General features: G+C 67.7%; 20 protein-coding genes. 10 read left to right on the forward strand and 10 right to left on the reverse strand.

What is annotated here, in order from left to right; translation table 11 throughout:
* Positions 1 to 69: 69 nt before the first annotated feature.
* Genes fliI through D0B54_RS05860 form a run of 3 tightly spaced genes read left to right on the forward strand, consistent with a single transcriptional unit; the run spans position 70 to position 2735 of the window.
* On the forward strand, positions 70 to 1419 hold the full coding sequence (fliI, locus tag D0B54_RS05850; protein WP_117290087.1) for a flagellar protein export ATPase FliI: 1350 nt from the start codon (positions 70 to 72) through the stop codon (positions 1417 to 1419).
* A 9-nt stretch (positions 1420 to 1428) separates the two neighbouring features.
* Positions 1429 to 1866 carry a flagellar export protein FliJ gene (fliJ, locus tag D0B54_RS05855; protein WP_117290089.1) on the forward strand — a complete coding sequence of 146 codons (438 nt, stop codon included), beginning with the start codon at positions 1429 to 1431 and terminating at the stop codon, positions 1864 to 1866.
* Positions 1863 to 2735: a flagellar hook-length control protein FliK gene (locus tag D0B54_RS05860; RefSeq protein WP_117290091.1), complete on the forward strand. Its 873-nt coding sequence runs from the start codon at positions 1863 to 1865 to the stop codon at positions 2733 to 2735. The genes fliJ and D0B54_RS05860 overlap by 4 nt, the downstream gene beginning before the upstream one ends.
* Here D0B54_RS05860 and D0B54_RS05865 read toward each other — a convergent pair.
* Both D0B54_RS05865 and D0B54_RS05870 read right to left on the reverse strand, forming a co-directional pair.
* A complete protein-coding gene (locus D0B54_RS05865) occupies positions 2726 to 3598 on the reverse strand; it encodes a DUF4339 domain-containing protein (RefSeq protein ID WP_117290093.1) in 873 nt (290 codons plus the stop codon). The genes D0B54_RS05860 and D0B54_RS05865 overlap by 10 nt on opposite strands.
* A gap of 11 nt (positions 3599 to 3609) precedes the next feature.
* Positions 3610 to 4209, reverse strand: a complete 600-nt coding sequence (locus D0B54_RS05870; RefSeq protein ID WP_117290095.1) for a 2-hydroxychromene-2-carboxylate isomerase — start codon at positions 4207 to 4209, stop codon at positions 3610 to 3612.
* 154 nt (positions 4210 to 4363) lie between these two features.
* Here D0B54_RS05870 and D0B54_RS05875 point away from each other — a divergent pair, with 154 nt between their 5' ends.
* The gene (locus D0B54_RS05875) at positions 4364 to 5146 is read left to right on the forward strand and encodes a proteasome-type protease (protein WP_117290097.1); all 783 of its coding nucleotides are present in this window, start codon (positions 4364 to 4366) and stop codon (positions 5144 to 5146) included.
* A gap of 159 nt (positions 5147 to 5305) precedes the next feature.
* On the opposite strand, the gene D0B54_RS05880 is transcribed toward D0B54_RS05875, so the two are convergent.
* On the reverse strand, positions 5306 to 6238 hold the full coding sequence (locus D0B54_RS05880; RefSeq protein ID WP_117290099.1) for an alpha-E domain-containing protein: 933 nt from the start codon (positions 6236 to 6238) through the stop codon (positions 5306 to 5308).
* Between the two features lie 28 nt (positions 6239 to 6266).
* Positions 6267 to 7808 carry a circularly permuted type 2 ATP-grasp protein gene (locus D0B54_RS05885; protein WP_117290101.1) on the reverse strand — a complete coding sequence of 514 codons (1542 nt, stop codon included), beginning with the start codon at positions 7806 to 7808 and terminating at the stop codon, positions 6267 to 6269.
* 159 nt (positions 7809 to 7967) lie between these two features.
* Between D0B54_RS05885 and minC the strand changes: the two genes are divergently transcribed.
* From minC to minE, 3 genes are read left to right on the forward strand one after another with little or no spacing between them, the layout of a single operon-like run.
* Positions 7968 to 8729, forward strand: coding sequence for a septum site-determining protein MinC (gene minC / locus D0B54_RS05890; protein WP_117290103.1), 762 nt, complete (start codon positions 7968 to 7970; stop codon positions 8727 to 8729).
* A gap of 54 nt (positions 8730 to 8783) precedes the next feature.
* Positions 8784 to 9593, forward strand: a complete 810-nt coding sequence (gene minD / locus D0B54_RS05895) for a septum site-determining protein MinD (RefSeq protein ID WP_117290105.1) — start codon at positions 8784 to 8786, stop codon at positions 9591 to 9593.
* Positions 9594 to 9596: 3 nt separating this feature from the next.
* On the forward strand, positions 9597 to 9863 hold the full coding sequence (gene minE / locus D0B54_RS05900) for a cell division topological specificity factor MinE (protein WP_117290107.1): 267 nt from the start codon (positions 9597 to 9599) through the stop codon (positions 9861 to 9863).
* 96 nt (positions 9864 to 9959) lie between these two features.
* Here the strand turns inward: minE and D0B54_RS05905 are convergent, their stop codons facing one another.
* From D0B54_RS05905 to D0B54_RS05915, 3 genes are all read right to left on the reverse strand, one after another.
* Positions 9960 to 10787, reverse strand: a complete 828-nt coding sequence (locus D0B54_RS05905; protein WP_117290109.1) for an SDR family oxidoreductase — start codon at positions 10785 to 10787, stop codon at positions 9960 to 9962.
* Positions 10784 to 12466 (reverse strand): AMP-binding protein, encoded by a 1683-nt coding sequence (locus D0B54_RS05910; protein WP_117290111.1) that lies wholly within the window; start codon positions 12464 to 12466, stop codon positions 10784 to 10786. The genes D0B54_RS05905 and D0B54_RS05910 overlap by 4 nt, the downstream gene beginning before the upstream one ends.
* A gap of 65 nt (positions 12467 to 12531) precedes the next feature.
* Complete coding sequence (locus D0B54_RS05915; RefSeq protein WP_117290113.1) at positions 12532 to 13842, reverse strand: YihY/virulence factor BrkB family protein; 1311 nt, start codon at positions 13840 to 13842, stop codon at positions 12532 to 12534.
* Between the two features lie 220 nt (positions 13843 to 14062).
* Here D0B54_RS05915 and D0B54_RS05920 point away from each other — a divergent pair, with 220 nt between their 5' ends.
* Together D0B54_RS05920 and D0B54_RS05925 are read left to right on the forward strand one after the other, a co-directional pair.
* Positions 14063 to 14530 carry a phasin family protein gene (locus D0B54_RS05920; protein WP_117290115.1) on the forward strand — a complete coding sequence of 156 codons (468 nt, stop codon included), beginning with the start codon at positions 14063 to 14065 and terminating at the stop codon, positions 14528 to 14530.
* Positions 14531 to 14625: 95 nt separating this feature from the next.
* Complete coding sequence (locus D0B54_RS05925; protein ID WP_117290117.1) at positions 14626 to 14925, forward strand: hypothetical protein; 300 nt, start codon at positions 14626 to 14628, stop codon at positions 14923 to 14925.
* Positions 14926 to 15180: 255 nt separating this feature from the next.
* Here the strand turns inward: D0B54_RS05925 and D0B54_RS05930 are convergent, their stop codons facing one another.
* The 3 genes from D0B54_RS05930 to D0B54_RS05940 are packed head-to-tail and all read right to left on the reverse strand — an operon-like array spanning position 15181 to position 16857.
* Positions 15181 to 15534, reverse strand: a complete 354-nt coding sequence (locus D0B54_RS05930) for a hypothetical protein (protein WP_117290119.1) — start codon at positions 15532 to 15534, stop codon at positions 15181 to 15183.
* A 10-nt stretch (positions 15535 to 15544) separates the two neighbouring features.
* Positions 15545 to 15916 (reverse strand): MAPEG family protein, encoded by a 372-nt coding sequence (locus tag D0B54_RS05935; protein WP_117290121.1) that lies wholly within the window; start codon positions 15914 to 15916, stop codon positions 15545 to 15547.
* Between the two features lie 56 nt (positions 15917 to 15972).
* The gene (locus tag D0B54_RS05940; protein ID WP_117290123.1) at positions 15973 to 16857 is read right to left on the reverse strand and encodes a phosphoribosylaminoimidazolesuccinocarboxamide synthase; all 885 of its coding nucleotides are present in this window, start codon (positions 16855 to 16857) and stop codon (positions 15973 to 15975) included.
* A gap of 59 nt (positions 16858 to 16916) precedes the next feature.
* Between D0B54_RS05940 and rpe the strand changes: the two genes are divergently transcribed.
* Positions 16917 to 17609, forward strand: coding sequence for a ribulose-phosphate 3-epimerase (rpe, locus tag D0B54_RS05945; RefSeq protein ID WP_117295068.1), 693 nt, complete (start codon positions 16917 to 16919; stop codon positions 17607 to 17609).
* Positions 17610 to 17730 lie beyond the last annotated feature (121 nt).

A 17730-nucleotide genomic window follows, 5' to 3' on the forward strand; every position in this document is an offset into this window, starting at 1 on the left:
AGGAGCGGCTGTTAGCCGCGAACGCGCGTTCGCGGCTAACAGCCGCTCCTACGAGTCTGGGGATTTCGCATGAGCGAGTGGGCCGCCGCGAGGAACAGGACTCTCACGCGCCGCCTGCGTGCCGAAACCGCCCGCATTCCCGCCGCGCGTACGCTGATGGTGGAGGGCACGCTCAAGCGTGTCGTCGGCCTGACGCTGGAAGCCGTCGGTTGCCAGGTGCAGATCGGCGCGCGCTGCCGCGTCGCCAATGCCGACGGCACCGGCCTGGAGGCCGAGGTGGTCGGCTTCTCCGGTGACCGCACCTTCCTGATGCCCATCGGCGACATGCAGGGACTCAAGCCCAATGCGCGCGTGATCCCGATCCGCCATGCCGCCGAGGTGGCAGTGGGCGAGGGCCTGCTGGGCCGCGTGCTCGACGGTGAGGGCCGCCCCCTGGATGGCAAGGGCCGCCTCGACTGCAACGCCTACGCGAGGCTGCAGGGCACCCAGATCAACCCGCTGTCGCGCAGCCCGATCAGCGAGCCGCTGGACGTCGGCGTGCGCACCATCAACTCCCTGCTCAGCGTCGGCCGCGGCCAGCGCCTGGGCCTGTTCGCCGGCACCGGCGTCGGCAAGTCGACGCTGCTGGGTATGATGACCCGCTTCACCAAGGCCGACGTCATCGTCGTCGGCCTGGTCGGCGAGCGCGGTCGCGAAGTCCGCGACTTCCTCGACCACAATCTCGGCCCCGAGGGCCTGCGCCGCGCGGTGGTGGTGGCCACGCCCGCCGACCGTTCGCCGCTGATGCGCCTGCGCGGTGCGTACCTGGCCACCGCCATCGCCGAGTACTTCCGCGACCAGGGCCGCCACGTGCTGCTGCTGATGGATTCATTGACGCGCTTCGCCCAGGCGCAGCGCGAGATCGGCCTGGCCGTGGGCGAGCCGCCGACCACGCGCGGCTATCCGCCCTCGGTGTTCGCCAAGCTGCCGGCCCTGGTCGAGCGCGCCGGCAACGGCATCGACGGCGCCGGCTCGATCACTGCCTTCTATACCGTGCTGACAGAGGGCGACGATCCCAACGACCCGATCGCCGATACCGCGCGCGGCATCCTCGACGGCCATATCGTGCTGTCGCGCGCCATCGCCGATGCCGGGCTCTACCCGGCGATCGACATCGAGGCTTCGATCTCGCGTGTCGCCAACGAGATCACCGTGCCCGAACACCAGCAGCGCATGCGCCAGTTCAAGGCGCTGTTCAGCGCCTACCAGCGCAACCGCGACCTGATCAATATCGGCGCCTACCAGAAGGGCTCCGATGCCCGCGTCGATGCCGCGATCGCGCGCTGGCCGCGCATCGAGGAATTCCTGCGCCAAGACGTGCGCGAGCCGGCCGGCTTCGACGCCAGCCGCCGTGCCCTTGATGCTCTGCTGACCACATAAGGACAATCCATGAACTCGCGTCGCCTGGTGCCGCTGCAAACGCTCGCCGAAACCCGCGAGGACGAGGCGGCCCGCCGCCTGGCCGAGGTGCAGCGCCGCCATGCCGACCAGGAAGCGCGCCTGGCCGAGCTGCGCCGCTATGCCGACGAATACGCCCACGCGCCGGCCGGCCCCACGGCGGTGCTGATGCTCAACCGGCAGGCCTTCCTGTCGCGCCTGCGCGATGCCGAACGCTTCCAACTGCAGGCGGTGGAGGACGCGCGGCTGGCGGTGGAAGCCGAGCGCGCCGCCTGGCTGCTGAAGCGCCGCGATGTCTCGGTGCTGGACCAGCTGGCCGCCTGCTATCGCGGCCGTGAGCAACGCCAGGACGAGCGCCGCGAGCAGCGCGGTGCCGACGAACTGGCGCTGCGCCGCTTCGTTGCCACCCAGAAAGACCCGATCTCATGAGCCCGCTGCCCGCCATCGGCAGCGTTGCCGCTGCCGCAACGCCGCCGGCCGCCAGCCTGCCGGCTCTCGACGCCGAGTCGCTGCTGCTGTTCAGCCTGCCGGCTACCGTCGTGGACGAGACGCCGGCCGCCCCGGCGGCCGAGGCGCCGGAGCCGCCGGTGCAGGATGAAGCCGCGGCGCCTCCCGCCGCCCTGGTCAACTGGCTGCTGGCCCTGGTGCCGCTGCCGCCGCCCCCCGGCAAGCTGCCGTCCACGGCGGCTGCGAACGACGCCACGGTCCCTGCCGCGGGCACGGACGATGTTTCCGCCGGGGTCACCGCGTCCCTGCCGAAACCGGCCGAGACCCCGCTGCCGCTGGCGACAGCCGAAATTCCCGTGCCATCGGTCCCGCCGGCCCTGCTGATTCCGCAGCCGCCTGCGTCCCTGCCGCTTGTCGTTGCCTCGCAGGCTTCGGCTCCCGCCGTGCCGTCCGCAGCGGTGCCCCTGGCGCCGCTGGCGCTGAGCGATCCCGACTGGAGCGCCGGCCTGGGCGAGCGCGTCAGCTGGGCCACGGAGTTGGGCCTGTCCGAAGCCACCATCGACCTGCATCCTGAGGAACTGGGCCCGATCCGCATCCGCATCGAGACCCAGGGCCAGGTTGCCGAGGTCTCCTTCCAGGCCGCGCATGCGGCGACGCGCGAACTGCTGTCGCAGTCGCTGCCGCAGCTGCGCGAGCTGCTGAACGGGCAGGGGCTGGACATGGCGCGCTCGCAGGTCGCCGCGCTGCCGCCGCCGCGCCGCGGCGATCCGCGCAGTTTGCCGGCGGACATCGGCAACGGTGGCCCGCGCCGCCGTCTCTACCGTCTTGGTTTGGTCGACGACTACGCCTGAGCGTCGCCGGAAGGGATGGCGTGCGGCATGGCCACCGGCGCGGAACGGCCGGGCTTGCGCCGCTGCCCGGAGTTCTCCTCCTCCGGCTCCTCCTCGATGAATGAGCCGAGCACCGCCATCACCATCAGCAGGCCGCCGATGACGATCGTGGCGATGTTGGCGCCGCTGTAGCGCTCGTTGCGCTCGTGTCCCGGAGCCACGGCGGCATTGATCCGGTTTGCCAGCGCCTGCACCGGCAGCAGCACGAAGACATGCATCGCCGAAATCCAGTCCCAGGGGTCCGGCAGCCTCCAGGTCAATGCCATCACGATGAACAGCGTGGTCAGCAGGGCGACGCTGTACGAGGGAGACAGGCCGGCGGCCTCGGCATCGTCCCGGACCCGCCGGAACAGCACGTGGACGAAGAAGATGCCGAACAGGGTCCTGGCGACGGGCGAGATGTCGCTGCGATCGCGCTGCCGGATCCGCAGCCAGTTCTGGTACAGCCAGTAGAGGTTGTAGAAGGTCAGCGTGCAGAACGACATCACCAGCAGCTTGGTGGTGGAGACGGCGAACCATGGCGCCTCGTTGCTTGCGGGGCCGGGCGGCGCCGGGGCCGCCCAGGTTCCCGGTGTCGCCTCCCGCTGGGGCGAGACGGGTGGGGGAGGCGGCGGTGGCGGCGCGGTTGCCGCCGCAGGCAGCAGCCCCCGCACGGAGGCCGCCGTGATCCACTCCGCCATGCCCTCGCGCCAGACCAGCGCATCCTGGCGCAGGCCGCCCCCGGCGGCGATGCGCTTGAGCTCCGGGCCGCTCACCGGGCCGTGCTGCTCGCTGCCGTTGGCATACCACCAGACCCTGGCGCCGCTGTCCTGTGATTCCTGCATGGATTCCGTCCTCAGGCCGCCAGCTTGCCCTTGAGGTAGTCCTCCAGCAGCACCAGGCGGTCGTTGCCCCAGAACATCTGCTCGCCGACGAAGAAGGTCGGTGCGCCGAACACGCCGCGTTCCACCGCCTCGTCGGTGTTGGCGCGCAGCAGGTCCTTGGCGGGCTGCTCCTGCGCCCCCGCCAGCAGCGCCGCGCCGTCGAAGCCGGCGGCATCGGCCACGCCCTTGAGCACCTCGGCCTGGCTGATGTCGGCGTCGCGGGTCCAGTAGGCGTCCATCACGGCCTTGGCCCAGGCCCCGACCCGTTCCGGCGGCAGCGCGCAGGCGATGCGCCCGGCGGTCAGGCTGTTGACCGGGAACACGCGCGGGAAGAACAGCGGCACGCCGTAGTGCCTGGCCCAGAGGCGCAGGTCCTTGAACAGGTACTTGCCCTTGGCCGGGATCATGGCCGGCGCGCGGTTGCCGGTGGCCTCGAAGGCCTTGCCCAGCACGAACGGCCGCCACTGCAGCTTGCAGCCGCAGCGCTCGGCCAGGGCCTCGATCTGCGTGGCCGCCAGGTAGGTATAGGGACTGGCCGCATCCCAGAAGAATTCGATGGTCCGCTCGGTCATTGCTGGTTCTCCCAAGGTCTATGCCCGCATACTAGCGGGGACCGGTAGTCGATGGCATGGCGTGTGCTTCCTCCTGCGGCACGGCCATTTGCGCTGCGCCGGGGTGGACCTACAATGCCGCCCCCGCCGAAGAACCTTGCGAGACGAGAGGGCAATGACGTACTGCGTAGCGATCAAGGTGAATGACGGACTCGTCTTCGCCGGCGACACCCGCACCACGGCGGGGGTGGACGACGTCCGCTCGCACCCCAAGCTGCACAGCTTCGAGCTGCCCGGCGAACGCGTATTCGTGCTGCTGTCGGCCGGCAACCTGGCCACCACCCAGTCGGTGCTGAACCATGCCTGGCGCGACTGGAACAGCGCGGCCCCGCCGGAACTGAGCCTGCGCGGCGCGCGGCACATGTACGACGCCGCCGAGTACATCGGCCAGCTGCTGGTGCGCGCCCAGCGCGATTTCTCCCAGGGCGGCCAGTACAGCAACGTCGATTTCCGCGCCACGCTGATCCTGGGGGGGCAGATCCTCGGCGAGGAGCCGGCGCTGTACCTGGTCTACCCGGAAGGCAACTGCATCGCCACCTCGCCGGAGACGCCCTACCTGCAGATCGGCGAGAGCAAGTACGGCAAGCCGATCCTGGACCGCATGATCAAGATGAGCCAGACCTCGCTGGAGGACGCGGCCCGCTGCGCCCTGGTGTCGCTGGACTCGACGATGAAATCCAACCTCACGGTCGGCCCGCCGCTGGACGTGGCGATCCTGCCGCGCGACGCGCTGGAGATCGGCCATCGCCTGCGCCTGGACCTGGACACGCCGTACTACGCCGCCCTGAAGAAGGCCTGGGGCGAGCAGCTGGAAAAGGTGTTCCGCGAGACCCTGCCGAAGTTCGAGTGGGAAGCGGATCCGAATCAGCAGACGCTGCCGTTGAATCACGGGCACTAGCTCCGCCTTTTCTCCCCTCGCCCGCTTGCGGGAGAGGGGCAGGGGAGAGGGTTTCTGTGTATGGCGGGATGGCCAGCCTGGCCACGATTTACAGAAACCCTCTCCCGCCCTCCGGGCACCCTCTCCCGCAAGCGGGCGAGGGGACAGAAGCTCAGAAGCTCAAAGCTTGAAGTAAGCCTCGCTCACACCCTCATGAACGCTCGCCAGGCCCACCTGGATCTCGTCCATGACTTCGCTGATGCCGCCCAGCATCAGGCGATCCACGTCGGCGTCCATCACCAGTGCCCGTGCCCGGTCCAGGGTGCGCTGCAGCGGGCGGTCCGGCGGCAGCTTGGGCAGGGTGTGGGAGATGTAGTTGAGGCAGTACATCACGCTGCGCGGGAACTCGCGGTTCTGCAGCAGGAAGCGCAGCACGTTGGGGCCGTTGACGCGGCCGCGCACGTGGCGGCGGAACATCTGGTAGGCCATCAGCGAGCGCAGCACGCCCATCCACTGGATGTTCTGGAACGGCGCCAGTTCCTCGGCGGCCTTGGGCTTGATCAGGCTGGAGGAGCGCACGTCGATGATGCGCGTGGTCATGTCGGCCTGCTCGATGGCACTGCCGATGCGCATGAAGTGGAAGCCCACGTCCTTGCTCATGTTGGCGCCGATCATGCCGTAGATCACCAGCGCGCCGTCGACGATCTGCTGCAGGAAGTCCTGGCGCTTGGAGCGCGTCAGGGCCTTGTCGCCCTTCTCCTGCACCAGGTAGTGCAGGTCGTTGAGCCGCTCCCAGACCTCGCGCGGCGCGCATTCGCGGATCGTGCGCAGGATCTCGCGGGCGTGGTGCAGCGAGCGGATGATCGAGGCCGGGTTCTCCTCGTCCAGCAGCAGGAAGCGCATGATCTGCGCCTCGCCGGATTCGCCGGCGTAGCGGGCGTTGAACTCTTCTTCCTGGCCCAGGATCTGCACCAGCGGCAGCCAGCCGAATTCCACCTGGCGCGGCAGGTCGAAGATCAGGTGGCCGTGGACGTTGACGATGCGGGCGGTGTTTTCGGCACGCTGCAGGTAGCGTCCGAACCAGTAGAGGTTGTCGGCGACGCGCGAGAGCATCAGTTGCTCTCCTGGAACGAAGTGGGCATCAGGCGGCCTCCGCGCCGGAAGACTGCGACTGGGACTGCGATTGCGACTGGCCGGTCTCGATCGAGCCCAGGGTCGGCTGCTGGCCTTCCATGTCGACGATCCAGGTGTCCTTGGCGCCGCCGCCCTGCGAGCTGTTGACCACCAGCGAGCCCTTGACCATGGCCACGCGGGTCAGCCCGCCGGTGGTGACGTAGGTGCTGTCGCCGCGCGACAGGATGAAGGGCCGCAGGTCGAGGTGGCGCGGCTCGATGCCGCCTTCCTCGGTCATGGTCGGGGCGGTCGACAGCGACAGCGTCGGCTGGGCCATGTAGTTGCGCGGGTTGGCCAGGATCAGCTCGCGGAATTTCTCGCGCTGTGCCTTGGTGGACGCGGGCCCGATCAGCATGCCGTAGCCGCCGGACTCGTTGGCCGGCTTGACCACCAGCTGGTCGAGGTTGGCCAGCACGTAGTCGCGCTGCTTGGGGTCCATGCACAGGTAGCTGGGCACGTTCGGCAGGATCGCGTCCTCGCCGAGGTAGTACTTGATCATCTGCGGCACGAAGGCGTAGACCACCTTGTCGTCGGCCACGCCGGCGCCGGGGGCGTTGACCAGGGCCACCTTGCCCTTGAGCCAGGCGCGCATCACGCCCTTGACCCCCAGCATCGAGTCGGGGTTGAAGGCCTCCGGGTCGAGGAACAGGTCGTCGATGCGGCGGTAGATCACGTCGACCCGCTGCGGGCCGTAGATCGTGCGCATGTAGACGCAGTCGTCGTCGCCCACCGACAGGTCCTGGCCTTCCACCAGCTCGATGCCCATCTGCTGGGCCAGCCAGCAGTGCTCGAAATAGGCCGAGTTGTAGATGCCCGGCGTCAGCAGGACGATGTTGGGGACTTCGCCCGGGCGCGGCGACATCGCTGCCAGGGTGTCGTAGAGCTGGGCCGGGTAGTCGTCCACCGGCAGGATGTTCATGTTCTCGAAGATTTCCGGGAACACGCGCTTGGTCACCAGGCGGTTTTCCACCATGTAGCTGACGCCCGAGGGCACCCGCAGGTTGTCCTCCAGCACGTACAGGGTGCCGTCGGAATGGCGCACCAGGTCGCTGCCGCAGATATGCGCCCAGACCCCGCCCTTGGGGCGCATGCCGACGCACTGCGAGCGGAAATTGACCGATTCTTCCAGCAGGTCGGCCGGGAAGATCTTGTCCTTGATGATTTTCTGCTCGCCGTAGATGTCCTGGATGAAGTGGTTCAGGGCCTGGACGCGCTGCTTGAGGCCGGCCTCGGTGTGCTGCCACTCGGTCCGCGGGATCGTGCGGGGGATGATGTCGAAGGGCCAGGCACGGTCGACGTTCTTGCCCTCGGTGTAGACCGTGAAGGTGATGCCCATGACCCGGATCGCCAGTTCCGCCGCCAGCCGGCGCTCGGACAGCTCGGTCTCGGACAGGTCGTCCAGGTATTCCGCCAGCTGCTGCGCCGCCGCCCGGGGGACCCCTGGCGCTGCGAACAGCTCGTCATAGAACTTCTCGCAGCGATACTTCCGCCAGTCGATCCCTGATCCCATCGGTAGGCCTGCCAAGGCTGTCATCCTGAATGTCCCATGTAAGCTAGCACAGCCATAGCAAAACACAGGCCATCGCCGGTGCCTGCTGCATCCAATGCGGGGCAGGGGCCCCCAAGCTGTCACGGGCGTGTAAAATCGCCGTGACTCCCAGGCTTCTCCATGACGTCTACCAAAGCGCTTGAATTCAAGGGGCGCATGCTGTCGGTCAGCCGGCTGCGTGTCCTCGTCCACGATCCCCTCACGGTGGAAGAGCAGATTCGCGACTTCGCGAAATCGATGCCGCCGGCGATGCAGGGCATGCCCGTGGTGATCGAGTCGGACCAGGCGCTGGAACTGGGCGGCATCCTGTCGGCACTGCGCACCGCCGGCCTGCAGCCGCTGGGGGTCAGCGACGGTCCCCTCAACGAGTCGGCGCGCAACTGGGGCCTGGCGGTGTTGCCGCCGGAAGGCCGCGGTGCCCGACCGGCCCCCGCGCCCCGGGCGGAAGTCGCGGCCGCGGAGGCGCCCGCTCCGGCCCCTGCGCCCGCGGCCGCAGCCCCGGCTCCCGCGCCGGCCCCTGCGCCGGCAGCGGCCCCGGCCGCCCAGCGGGCCCCCACCCGGATTGTCACCGAGCCGGTCCGTTCGGGCCAGCAGATCTATGCCGCCGGGGCCGACCTGGTGGCCATGAACATTGTCGGTGCCGGCGCCGAGGTGGTGGCCGACGGCTGCATCCACGTCTACGGCGCGGCGCGCGGGCGGGTCATCGCCGGTGCCAGCGGCGACATCCAGGCGCGGATTTTCTGCCGCCGTTTCGAGGCGGAACTGGTGGCCATCGCCGGCGTCTACGCCGTGGCCGACCAGATGGCGGGCGACCTGCGCGGCAAGCCGGTGCAGGCCTGGCTTGCCGACGGCAAGCTGAAATTGGAAAGATTGGACTGGTAGTGGCCCCCGGCCGCGCCAACACGTATTCGAGCAAGACTTTTTAAAGGGAAACCCGTGGCGAAAATCGTCGTAGTGACTTCCGGCAAGGGTGGCGTGGGCAAAACCACCACCAGTGCCTCCTTTGCCACCGGCCTGGCCATGCGCGGCAAGAAGACCGTGGTCATCGACTTCGACGTCGGTCTGCGCAACCTCGACCTGATCATGGGCTGCGAGCGCCGCGTGGTGTTCGACTTCGTCAACGTGATCCACGGCGAGGCCAACCTGCGCCAGGCCCTGATCAAGGACAAGCAGATCGACAATCTCTACATCCTCGCCGCCAGCCAGACCCGCGACAAGGATGCGCTGAGCGTCGAGGGCGTCGAGAAGGTCCTCAACGAGCTGGCGCAGGACTTCGACTACATCGTCTGCGACTCGCCGGCCGGCATCGAGAAGGGCGCGCACCTGGCGATGTACTTCGCCGACGAGGCCCTGGTGGTGACCAACCCGGAAGTCTCCTCGGTGCGCGACTCCGACCGCGTGCTCGGCCTGCTGGCCAGCAAGACCCGCAAGGTGGAATCCGGCGCCGGGCGGGTCAAGGAGCACCTGGTGCTGACCCGCTACAACCCGGCCCGCGTCGAAAAGGGCGAGATGCTGTCGGTGGAGGACGTCAGGGAAATCCTGGGCATCCCCCTGCTGGGCGCCATCCCTGAATCCCCGGCGGTGCTGACCTCGTCCAACGCCGGTACCCCGGTCATCGCCGCGCGCGAGACCGACGCCGGACAGGCCTACGACGACCTGGTGGCGCGTTTCCTCGGCGAGGAGCGCCCGCACCGTTTCATGACCGCGGAGAAGAAGGGCTTCTTCACCAAGCTCTTCGGGACCTGATCGATGGACTGGCTCAAATTTTTCAGGGCGGAGCCCAGCAAGAACTCGGCGAACCTCGCCAAGGAGCGGCTCAAGGTGGTCGTCGCGCACCAGCGCGACGGACGCATGGGCGGTGGCCCGGCCTACATCGGCCAGCTGCGCGAGGAAATCCTCGCCGTGGTGCGCAAGTACGTGCAGGTGCCGGACAGCGCCGTCAACGTGCAGCTGCAGCGCGAGGACGGGCTGGAAGTGCTGGAGATGAATATCGCGCTGCCGGAGACGCAGCGCTGAGGGTTGATTGCTGTTGTGGGAGCGGCTTTAGCCGCGATCTTTTTGGCGTGTGCGCAAAAGATCGCGGCTAAAGCCGCTCCCACATTTCATTATCTCCTAAAGCGGCTGGTCGAGCCTGAACTTCTTCCGCAGCACCCAATCCAGCAGCCCCGTCGGAACCAGCCGCTTCACCAGCGGCATCGCGCGGCTGCCGTTGCCGATGCGGACCTGTGCCGCCGGACGCCGCGCCAGCATCGCGTCCGCCAGCACCCGCGCGAACTTCTCCGCCGTCGTCGAATGCTGCTGCGAGGCGCCGGCGCGGGCCATCACCGCATCGGCTACCGCGGCGTAGGCCGAGACGCCGCGCGCGGCAATACCCGCCGTCGCCGTGGCGCCGAACTGCGACTGGATCGCCCCGGGCTGCACCGTCATCACGTGGATGCCGAAGGGCGCCAGCTCCATGCGCAGTGCATCGGACAGCGCATGCACCGCCGCCTTGGTCGCGCAGTAGGCACCGGAGAACGGCGTCACCAGCACGCCGGAGACGCTGCCGAGGTTGACCACCATGCCGCTGCGGCGCCGCATCATCGGCGGCAGCAGGGCCTGGGTCAGGGCCATCAGCGACAGCACATTGGTATCGAACTGGCGGCGCAGTTCCGCCGCCGGCATCTCGGCCAGCGGGCCCATGGCGCCGTAGCCGGCGTTGTTGACCAGCACGTCCAGGGCCACGCCTTCGCTGTCCAGCCGCGCCGCCAGGGCGGCGATGCTGTCGGGGGAGTCCACGTCGAGCGCCGCGCAGCGGATGCCGCGGTCTTCAAGATCCTTCAGGGTCTCGGGCCGGCGCGCCGTGGCCCACACGGCCAGGCCGCGAGCCTGCAGTTCCAGCGCCAGCGCCCGGCCGATCCCGCTGGAGCAGCCGGTGATCAGGATCGTGCGCGGCTTCATTTCAGGTCGCGCAGGTCCTTGCGCAGGATCTTGCCGACGTTGGTCTTGGGCAGGGACTCGACGAAGACCACGTGCTTCGGAATCTTGTAGCCGGTGAGGTTGTCGCGGCAGTGCTGCAGCAGCGCCTCGGCGGTGAGGGCGGGGTCCTTGCGCACCACGAACAGCTTGGGCGCTTCGCCGGACCGGTCGTCGGGCACGCCGATGCAGGCGCACTCCAGCACGCCCGGGTGCAGCGCGGCGACCGCCTCGATCTCGTTGGGGTATACGTTGAAGCCGGACACCAGGATCATGTCCTTCTTGCGGTCGACGATGCGGAAGTAGCCCTTGTCGTCCATCACCGCGACGTCGCCGGTGCGCAGCCAGCCGTCGGGCGTGAAGACCTTGGCGTTCTCCTCCGGCTTCTGCCAGTAGCCCTGCATCACCTGCGGGCCCTTGACGCAGAGTTCGCCGGCCTCGCCCTGCGCCAGCGAGCGGTTGTCGTCGTCGCGGATGTCGACGAGCGTTGACGGCAGGGGCAGGCCGATGGTGCCGTTCCAGTCGGGCTTGTGCAGCGGGTTGAAGCAGACGCCGGGCGAGCATTCGGTGAGGCCGTAGGCCTCGGTCAGCGGCTTGCCGGTGACCTCGCGCCAGCGCTCCGCCACCGCCTGCTGCACCGCGGTGCCGCCGCCCAGGCTCAGCTTCAGTGCCGAGAAATCCAGCTCGGCGAAGCCCTTGGTATTGAGCAGGCCGTTGAACAGGGTGTTGACGCCGGTGAGCGCGGTGAAGCGGCTGCGCGACAGCTCGCCGACGAAGCCCGGCAGGTCGCGCGGATTGGTGATCAGGACGTTGCGCGCGCCCAGCGACATGAACACCAGGCAGTTCGCGACCAGGGCGAAGATGTGGTACAGCGGCAGCGCCGTGACGATGGTCTCCTCGCCCTCGCACAGCAGCGGCGACAGCCAGGCGCGGCACTGCAGCAGGTTGCCGACGATGTTGCCGTGCGTCAGCGTCGCGCCCTTGGACAGGCCGGTGGTGCCGCCGGTGTACTGCAGGAAGGCGATGTCCTGCGCGCCCAGCTCGATGCGCATGTAGGGCTGCGCCTTGCCGCGCGCCAGGGCCGTGCGCAGCGGCGTCGTACGCTTGATGTTCCAGGCCGGTACCAGCTTCTTGATGTACTTGACCGCGGTGTTGACCAGCAGGCCCTTGGGAAAGGGCAGCAGGTCGCCGACCTGGGTGGTGATGACGCATTCCACCGGCGTCTGCTTCAGTACCTTCTCCAGCGTGGCGCAGAAGTTCTCCACGATCACGATGGCGCGGGCGCCGCTGTCGCGCAGCTGGTGCTCCAGTTCGCGCGGCGTGTACAGCGGGTTGACGTTCACCACCGTCATGCCGGCGCGCAGGATGCCGAACAGCACCACCGGGTACTGCAGCAGGTTCGGCATCATCACGGCGACGCGGTCGCCCTTGTGGAAGCCGAGCACGTTCTGCAGGTAGGAGGCGAAATCCTGGGTGGAGCGGTCGAGCTCGTCGTAGCTCAGGCTGGCGCCCATGCAGTCGAAGGCCACGCGCTCGCGGAAGCGCGCGATGCTCTGCTCCAGCAAGTCCACCGCCGAGGCGTAGGTGCTGGTGTCGATGTCGGCGGGAACGCCCTCGCTGTACTCCTGCAGCCAGGGGCGCTCGACCCGGTCTCCTGTGCTCATTCTGATGAATCCGTCTTCGGGGCGCGCAGTGTAGCGGTTTGGCGAAGGGGGCCGGGAGCGCCGGTTCAGGGCTTGGGGCCGGCCAGCCACTGGCGCAGGGTCATGCCCTCGCAATGGCGCTCGAAAGCCAGCTCGGCCTCGTCCAGCAGTTTCTGTACTTCCGGCGCCAGTGCGTCGCGGCTGTGCGGCATCACGTCGTTGCCGGCCCGGGCCAGGCGCCACAGCCGCGACAGGGCGATCGAGTCCAGGTCCATGGCCGGGATCAGCTGCGTCCGGTCGATTCCGGCCTCCGTCAGCAGGCCGTGATAGATCAGGTTGTCGGTCACCCGGGCGACATGCTCCGGGGCGGCGTTGAGCGCCAGGCTCAGCTCTTCCTCGGTATACGCGGGTTCACCCGCCAGGAAGCGGCGGCCGGTCATGCCCATGATCATCAGCGCCAGGTACTCGATCTGCTTGCCGGACAGCAGCGGCGGGACCTTGTGCGGCTTGATCTGCTCGGGATGCTGCACGTAGTAGGCCAGCTGGCAACCGGTCAGCAGGATCAGCCAGGCCAGGTACAGCCAGATCAGCAGCAGGATCACGATCGCGAAACCGGAGTAGATCGCGTTGTAGCTGGTGGCGCTGACCACCACCGAAGCGAAGACCGCGGCCCCGGTCTGCCACAGGACGCCCGCCAGGGCGCCGCCGTAGAACGCCGGGCGCAGTTTCACCCGCGTGTTCGGCATGAAGCTGTAGAGGAAGGTGAACAGCCCCACGATCAGCAGATAGGGCAGCAGCTTGGTCAGCATGAACACCAGCAGACCGAAGGGTTCGATCGACACCAGCCAGGTCGCCACCTTGCTGCTCATCATGCTGCCGGTGGCGCCCAGCGCCAGCACCACCAGCAGCGGCCCCACCGTGATCACCGCCAGATACTCGCCCAGGCGCTGCGACAGCGGCCGCGCCCGTTCGATGCGCCAGATGAAATTGAAGCTCTCCTCGACCTTGCGGATCATCGAGATCACGGAGAAGAACAGCAGCGCCACGCCGAAGAAGCCCAGCACGCTGACGTTGATCTTCTCGACGAAGCCGACGATGTTGTCGGTGATGACGTAGGCCTGGCTGCCGAGCGGGCGCAGGGCCTCCAGCAGCACCGGCTGCAGCGAGTTGTGCACGCCCAGGGCCTTGAGCATCGAGAAGGCCAGGGCCAGCAGCGGCACGATCGACAGCAGCGTGGTGTAGACCAGGCCCATGGCCCGCATGTTGAGCTGGCCCTCCAGCAGGTCCCGCGCCAGCACGAAGGCATAGCGCGCGCAGCGCACCAGAACCTGCGGGTGCCTGGCGGCCCGATCGAGGTCCCAAAGTCCATGGAGGAGGTGCCGGAAGCGCTCTTTCATGCCTCAACGATACCTTATGCAGAGGCAAAAATCCTCTGGAATCCGTGGGTTCCGAGGCATTCTTGCGAATTTGCAGGGGTTTTTTGCCGTTCGTCGGCATGTGGCCCCTATCGCGTTGACATCCCCAGGGGTCATGAATATGATGCGTTGCAACAAATGTTGCGGTGCAGCATTGGTTGGGGAAAGTACTGGGAACTTGTTGCTATCAGGAGCGAAATTTATGAACGTTGAAACCATCATCACCGATGTCAAAGCCCGCGGCGAAGTCGTCGTGGTCCGTGGCCAGGAAGTTGTCGAGTCCGGCTTCGAAACCCTCAAGGCCGCCAACGCGATCGTTGTCGAAGGCGTGAAGACGCTGCTCGACACCAACGTCGCCGCCGGCAAGGATCTGCTCGCCGTTGCGCAGACCAGCTTCAGCAAGGCCAAGACCGATGGCGTGAAGGCTGTTGCCGCCAACCCGGTTGCCTACCTGCCGGAAGGCAAGGACCGCGTCGTCGCTGCCTACAACGACAGCGTTGCCGTCGTGACCAAGACCAGCGACGAGCTGGTGAAGACGATCAAGGCTGGCTACGAGACCATCTCCGCCAAGATCGCCGGCGAAGAAGTTGCCGTTGCCGAAGTCGCCGCCGAAGCCAAGAAGACCGTGAAGAAGACGGTTTCCAAGGCCAAGAAGGCCGTGAAGGCCTAAACCGGCCCGGGAACTGAGTTCCCTCGCCATCTGACGTGGATGGCGCCTGAGGGCCGGGGGAAACTCCGGCCCTTTTTTGTCAGGAGAAGTTACCGATGAGTCAGATACGCGAAACGGGCCAGGGCAAGGGCGAGATCTATCTCGACCGCGTCCTCGGCGGCGTCGCGCTCATCGCGCTGCACGAGGCCGGCTCCCTCCAGGGGCACCTGGAAGGGGTCAGCGAACGCCTGCGGGTCGCGCGCCGCGCGCGCAACCTCGGCGAGCTGCTGCGCGACCAGATCGACCTGCTGCCGGAAACCCGCAACCGCTTCGTGCGTGATCATCACGTGCGGCGGGGCTTGTGGAGCGGGTTTGTGGAGGACCTTACTGCGGTGGTTGAGAAGAAGGCCGCGTAACGATTGCTGTGGGGCCGGCGCGGGTCCCAGTACTTACCCGCTCGCGTCGGTCTTTTTGGCTTTTTTGTTCCCTCTCCCGCTGGCGGGAGAGGGAACTGGTTCAGGGTCGCCATCCATGGCGGGGCTTCACTTCCTGATCTAGCCCCGGCCCGGCCATCCATGGCCGGGCGTTCAGCAACGCAGGCAATGCCATTTAGGCATTGCCAAAGCGCGTTGCTTCACCCGCTCGGCTGAAAAACGTCCTTTGGACGTTTTTCAGCCTCCCCCCACCTCACTCTCCCGCGGCCCCGACTCATCCACCTCGCTGCGCTTGCCCGCGGCCTTCTTGGCTGCCGCCCGCTTGCGCGGCGACTTGCGGGCCGCGGCGGCCGGGGCTTCTTCCTCGTCGTCGCCCGGCAGCACGCGGGCCACGATGTTCTTCCAGGGGCCGCGCTTGCGCAGGTTGTCGAGGTTCTGCTTGACGAAGCTGGCGGCGTCGAACTCGCCGGCGGCGCCGACCTTGTCGCGCAGGAAGGCGACGATGTCGTCCTGCAGGCCGGAGACGTCGGGCAGGCCCAGGAAGCGGCGCAGTTCCTCGGGCTTCACGTCGATCTCGATCTTGATCTGCATGTGATGTTCCTCAGGCGGCGGAAATGAAGATGGCGATCGTGCAGCCGATGGCGGCGGTCCAGACCAGCGAGCGCACGGTCGGCTTGTCGGCAATGTAGAGCAGGCCGTAGGCCGCGCGCAGGCCGATGAAGGCCAGGGCCAGGCAGTTCACCGTCTCGCTGGGGCCCTTGACGATATGGGCGACGATCACCGCGGCGGCGAAGGCGGGGAAGGCCTCGAAGCTGTTGAGCTGGGCCCAGTTGGCGCGCTGGCGCCAGCCTTCGTTCTGCTCCAGCGAACTGCGCGGCCGGGCGTTGTCGAAGCGGCGCGACCACTTGGCCGCCAGCGTGAACGGGAAGGGCAGCAGGGCCGCGACAAACACGCACCACAGGGCAACCGTCATTGCGTCATTCCCCGATGTCTTCATGAACCGGGTTTATAGCATGACGGAGCCGGCCGTCAGACTCCCGTCAGGCGGCGCTGGGCTTCGCGGTAGCGGGCGGCGGTGCGCTCGACGATCTCGTCCGGCAGGGCCGGGCCGGGGGCCTTCTTGTCCCAGTCCAGGGTTTCCAGGTAGTCGCGCACGATCTGCTTGTCGAAGCTCGGCGGGCTGATGCCGGGGCGGTAGCCTTCGGCGTCCCAGAAGCGCGAGGAATCCGGCGTCAGCACCTCGTCGATCAGGTGCAGGCGGCCGTCCTCGTCCAGGCCGAACTCGAACTTGGTGTCGGCGATGATGATGCCGCGCCCCAGGGCGTATTCCGAGGCCTGGCGGTAGATGGTCAGGGTGACCTCGCGCAGCTGCGCGGCCAGGTCCTTGCCGATCTTGGCCTCGACCTCGGCCAGGGAGATGTTCTCGTCGTGCTGGCCCGCCGGGGCCTTGTCGGCCGGGGTGAAGATCGGTTCGGGCAGCGCTTCCGCCAGCTGCAGGCCGGCGGGCAGGGGGATGCCGCAGACCGCGCCGCTGCGCTGGTAGTCCTTCCAGCCGCTGCCGATCAGATAGCCGCGGGCGACGCATTCCACCGGGATCGCCTTGAGCTTCTTCACCACCACCGCGCGGCCCTCGCACTCGGCCAGCTCGGCCGGGGTCAGCCAGTCGGCCAGGCGGATTTCCGGGGCGGAGTGATTGGGGATCAGGCTGGTGTAGCGCTGCATCCAGAACTCAGTCACGGCGTTGAGCACCGCGCCCTTGCCCGGGATGGGGCGGGGCATGATCACGTCGAAGGCGGACAGGCGGTCGCTGGTGACGATCAGCATGTGCCTGTCGCCGAGGGCGAAGATGTCGCGCACCTTGCCTCCGTGGATGCGGGGCAGGCTGGTGATCGTCGATTCGTAGAGGGCGGGCATGGGGACTGCGATTGAGAGGAAACTCGCGGATAATACGCGCCCGTCCAATGGTGCCGCCAATGTCCAAGAGCAAACTGCCGCCCCTGATCGCGCCCTCGATCCTGTCCGCCGACCTGGCCCGCCTGGGCGAGGACGTGCAGCGCGTGCTGGCGGCCGGCGCCGACATCGTCCACTTCGACGTCATGGACAATCACTACGTGCCGAACCTGACCTTCGGCCCGACGATCTGCGAGGCCCTGCGCAAGTACGGCATCAAGGCGCCGATCGACGTGCACCTGATGGTGGAGCCGGTGGATGCCCTGGCGCAGCTGTTCGTCAAGGCCGGTGCCGACTACGTCACCTTCCACCCGGAGGCGACGAAGCACGTGGACCGCAGCCTGCAGGCGATCCGCGACGCCGGCTGCAAGTCCGGCCTGGTGTTCAACCCGGCCACGCCGCTCTCCTACCTGGACTACGTCATGGACAAGGTCGACATGGTGCTGCTGATGTCGGTCAACCCCGGCTTCGGCGGCCAGTCCTTCCTGCCGTCTGCGCTGACCAAGCTGAGCCAGGCCCGCGCCATGATCGACGCCTATACCGCGTCCACCGGCCGCGAAGTGCGCCTGGAGATCGACGGCGGGGTGAAGGTGGACAACATCCGCGAGATCGCCGCCGCCGGCGCCGATACCTTCGTGGCCGGCTCGGCGATCTTCAATTCCAAGGACTATGCGGCCACGATCCAGGCGATGCGCAGCGCCATCGCCTCCGGCTAGAATGAGCGCATGAAGACCTTCCACAACCCCGCAGCGCAGCCGCCGTCGGCACGATGGCGCTGGTGACTATTGCTTAGTTGAAACGATAAAGTTCAATCAATAATCACACTTGTCGCCACGG

The sequence above is a fragment of the Solimonas sp. K1W22B-7 genome (genome assembly GCF_003428335.1).
Classification (GTDB): Bacteria; Pseudomonadota; Gammaproteobacteria; order Nevskiales; family Nevskiaceae; genus Solimonas_A.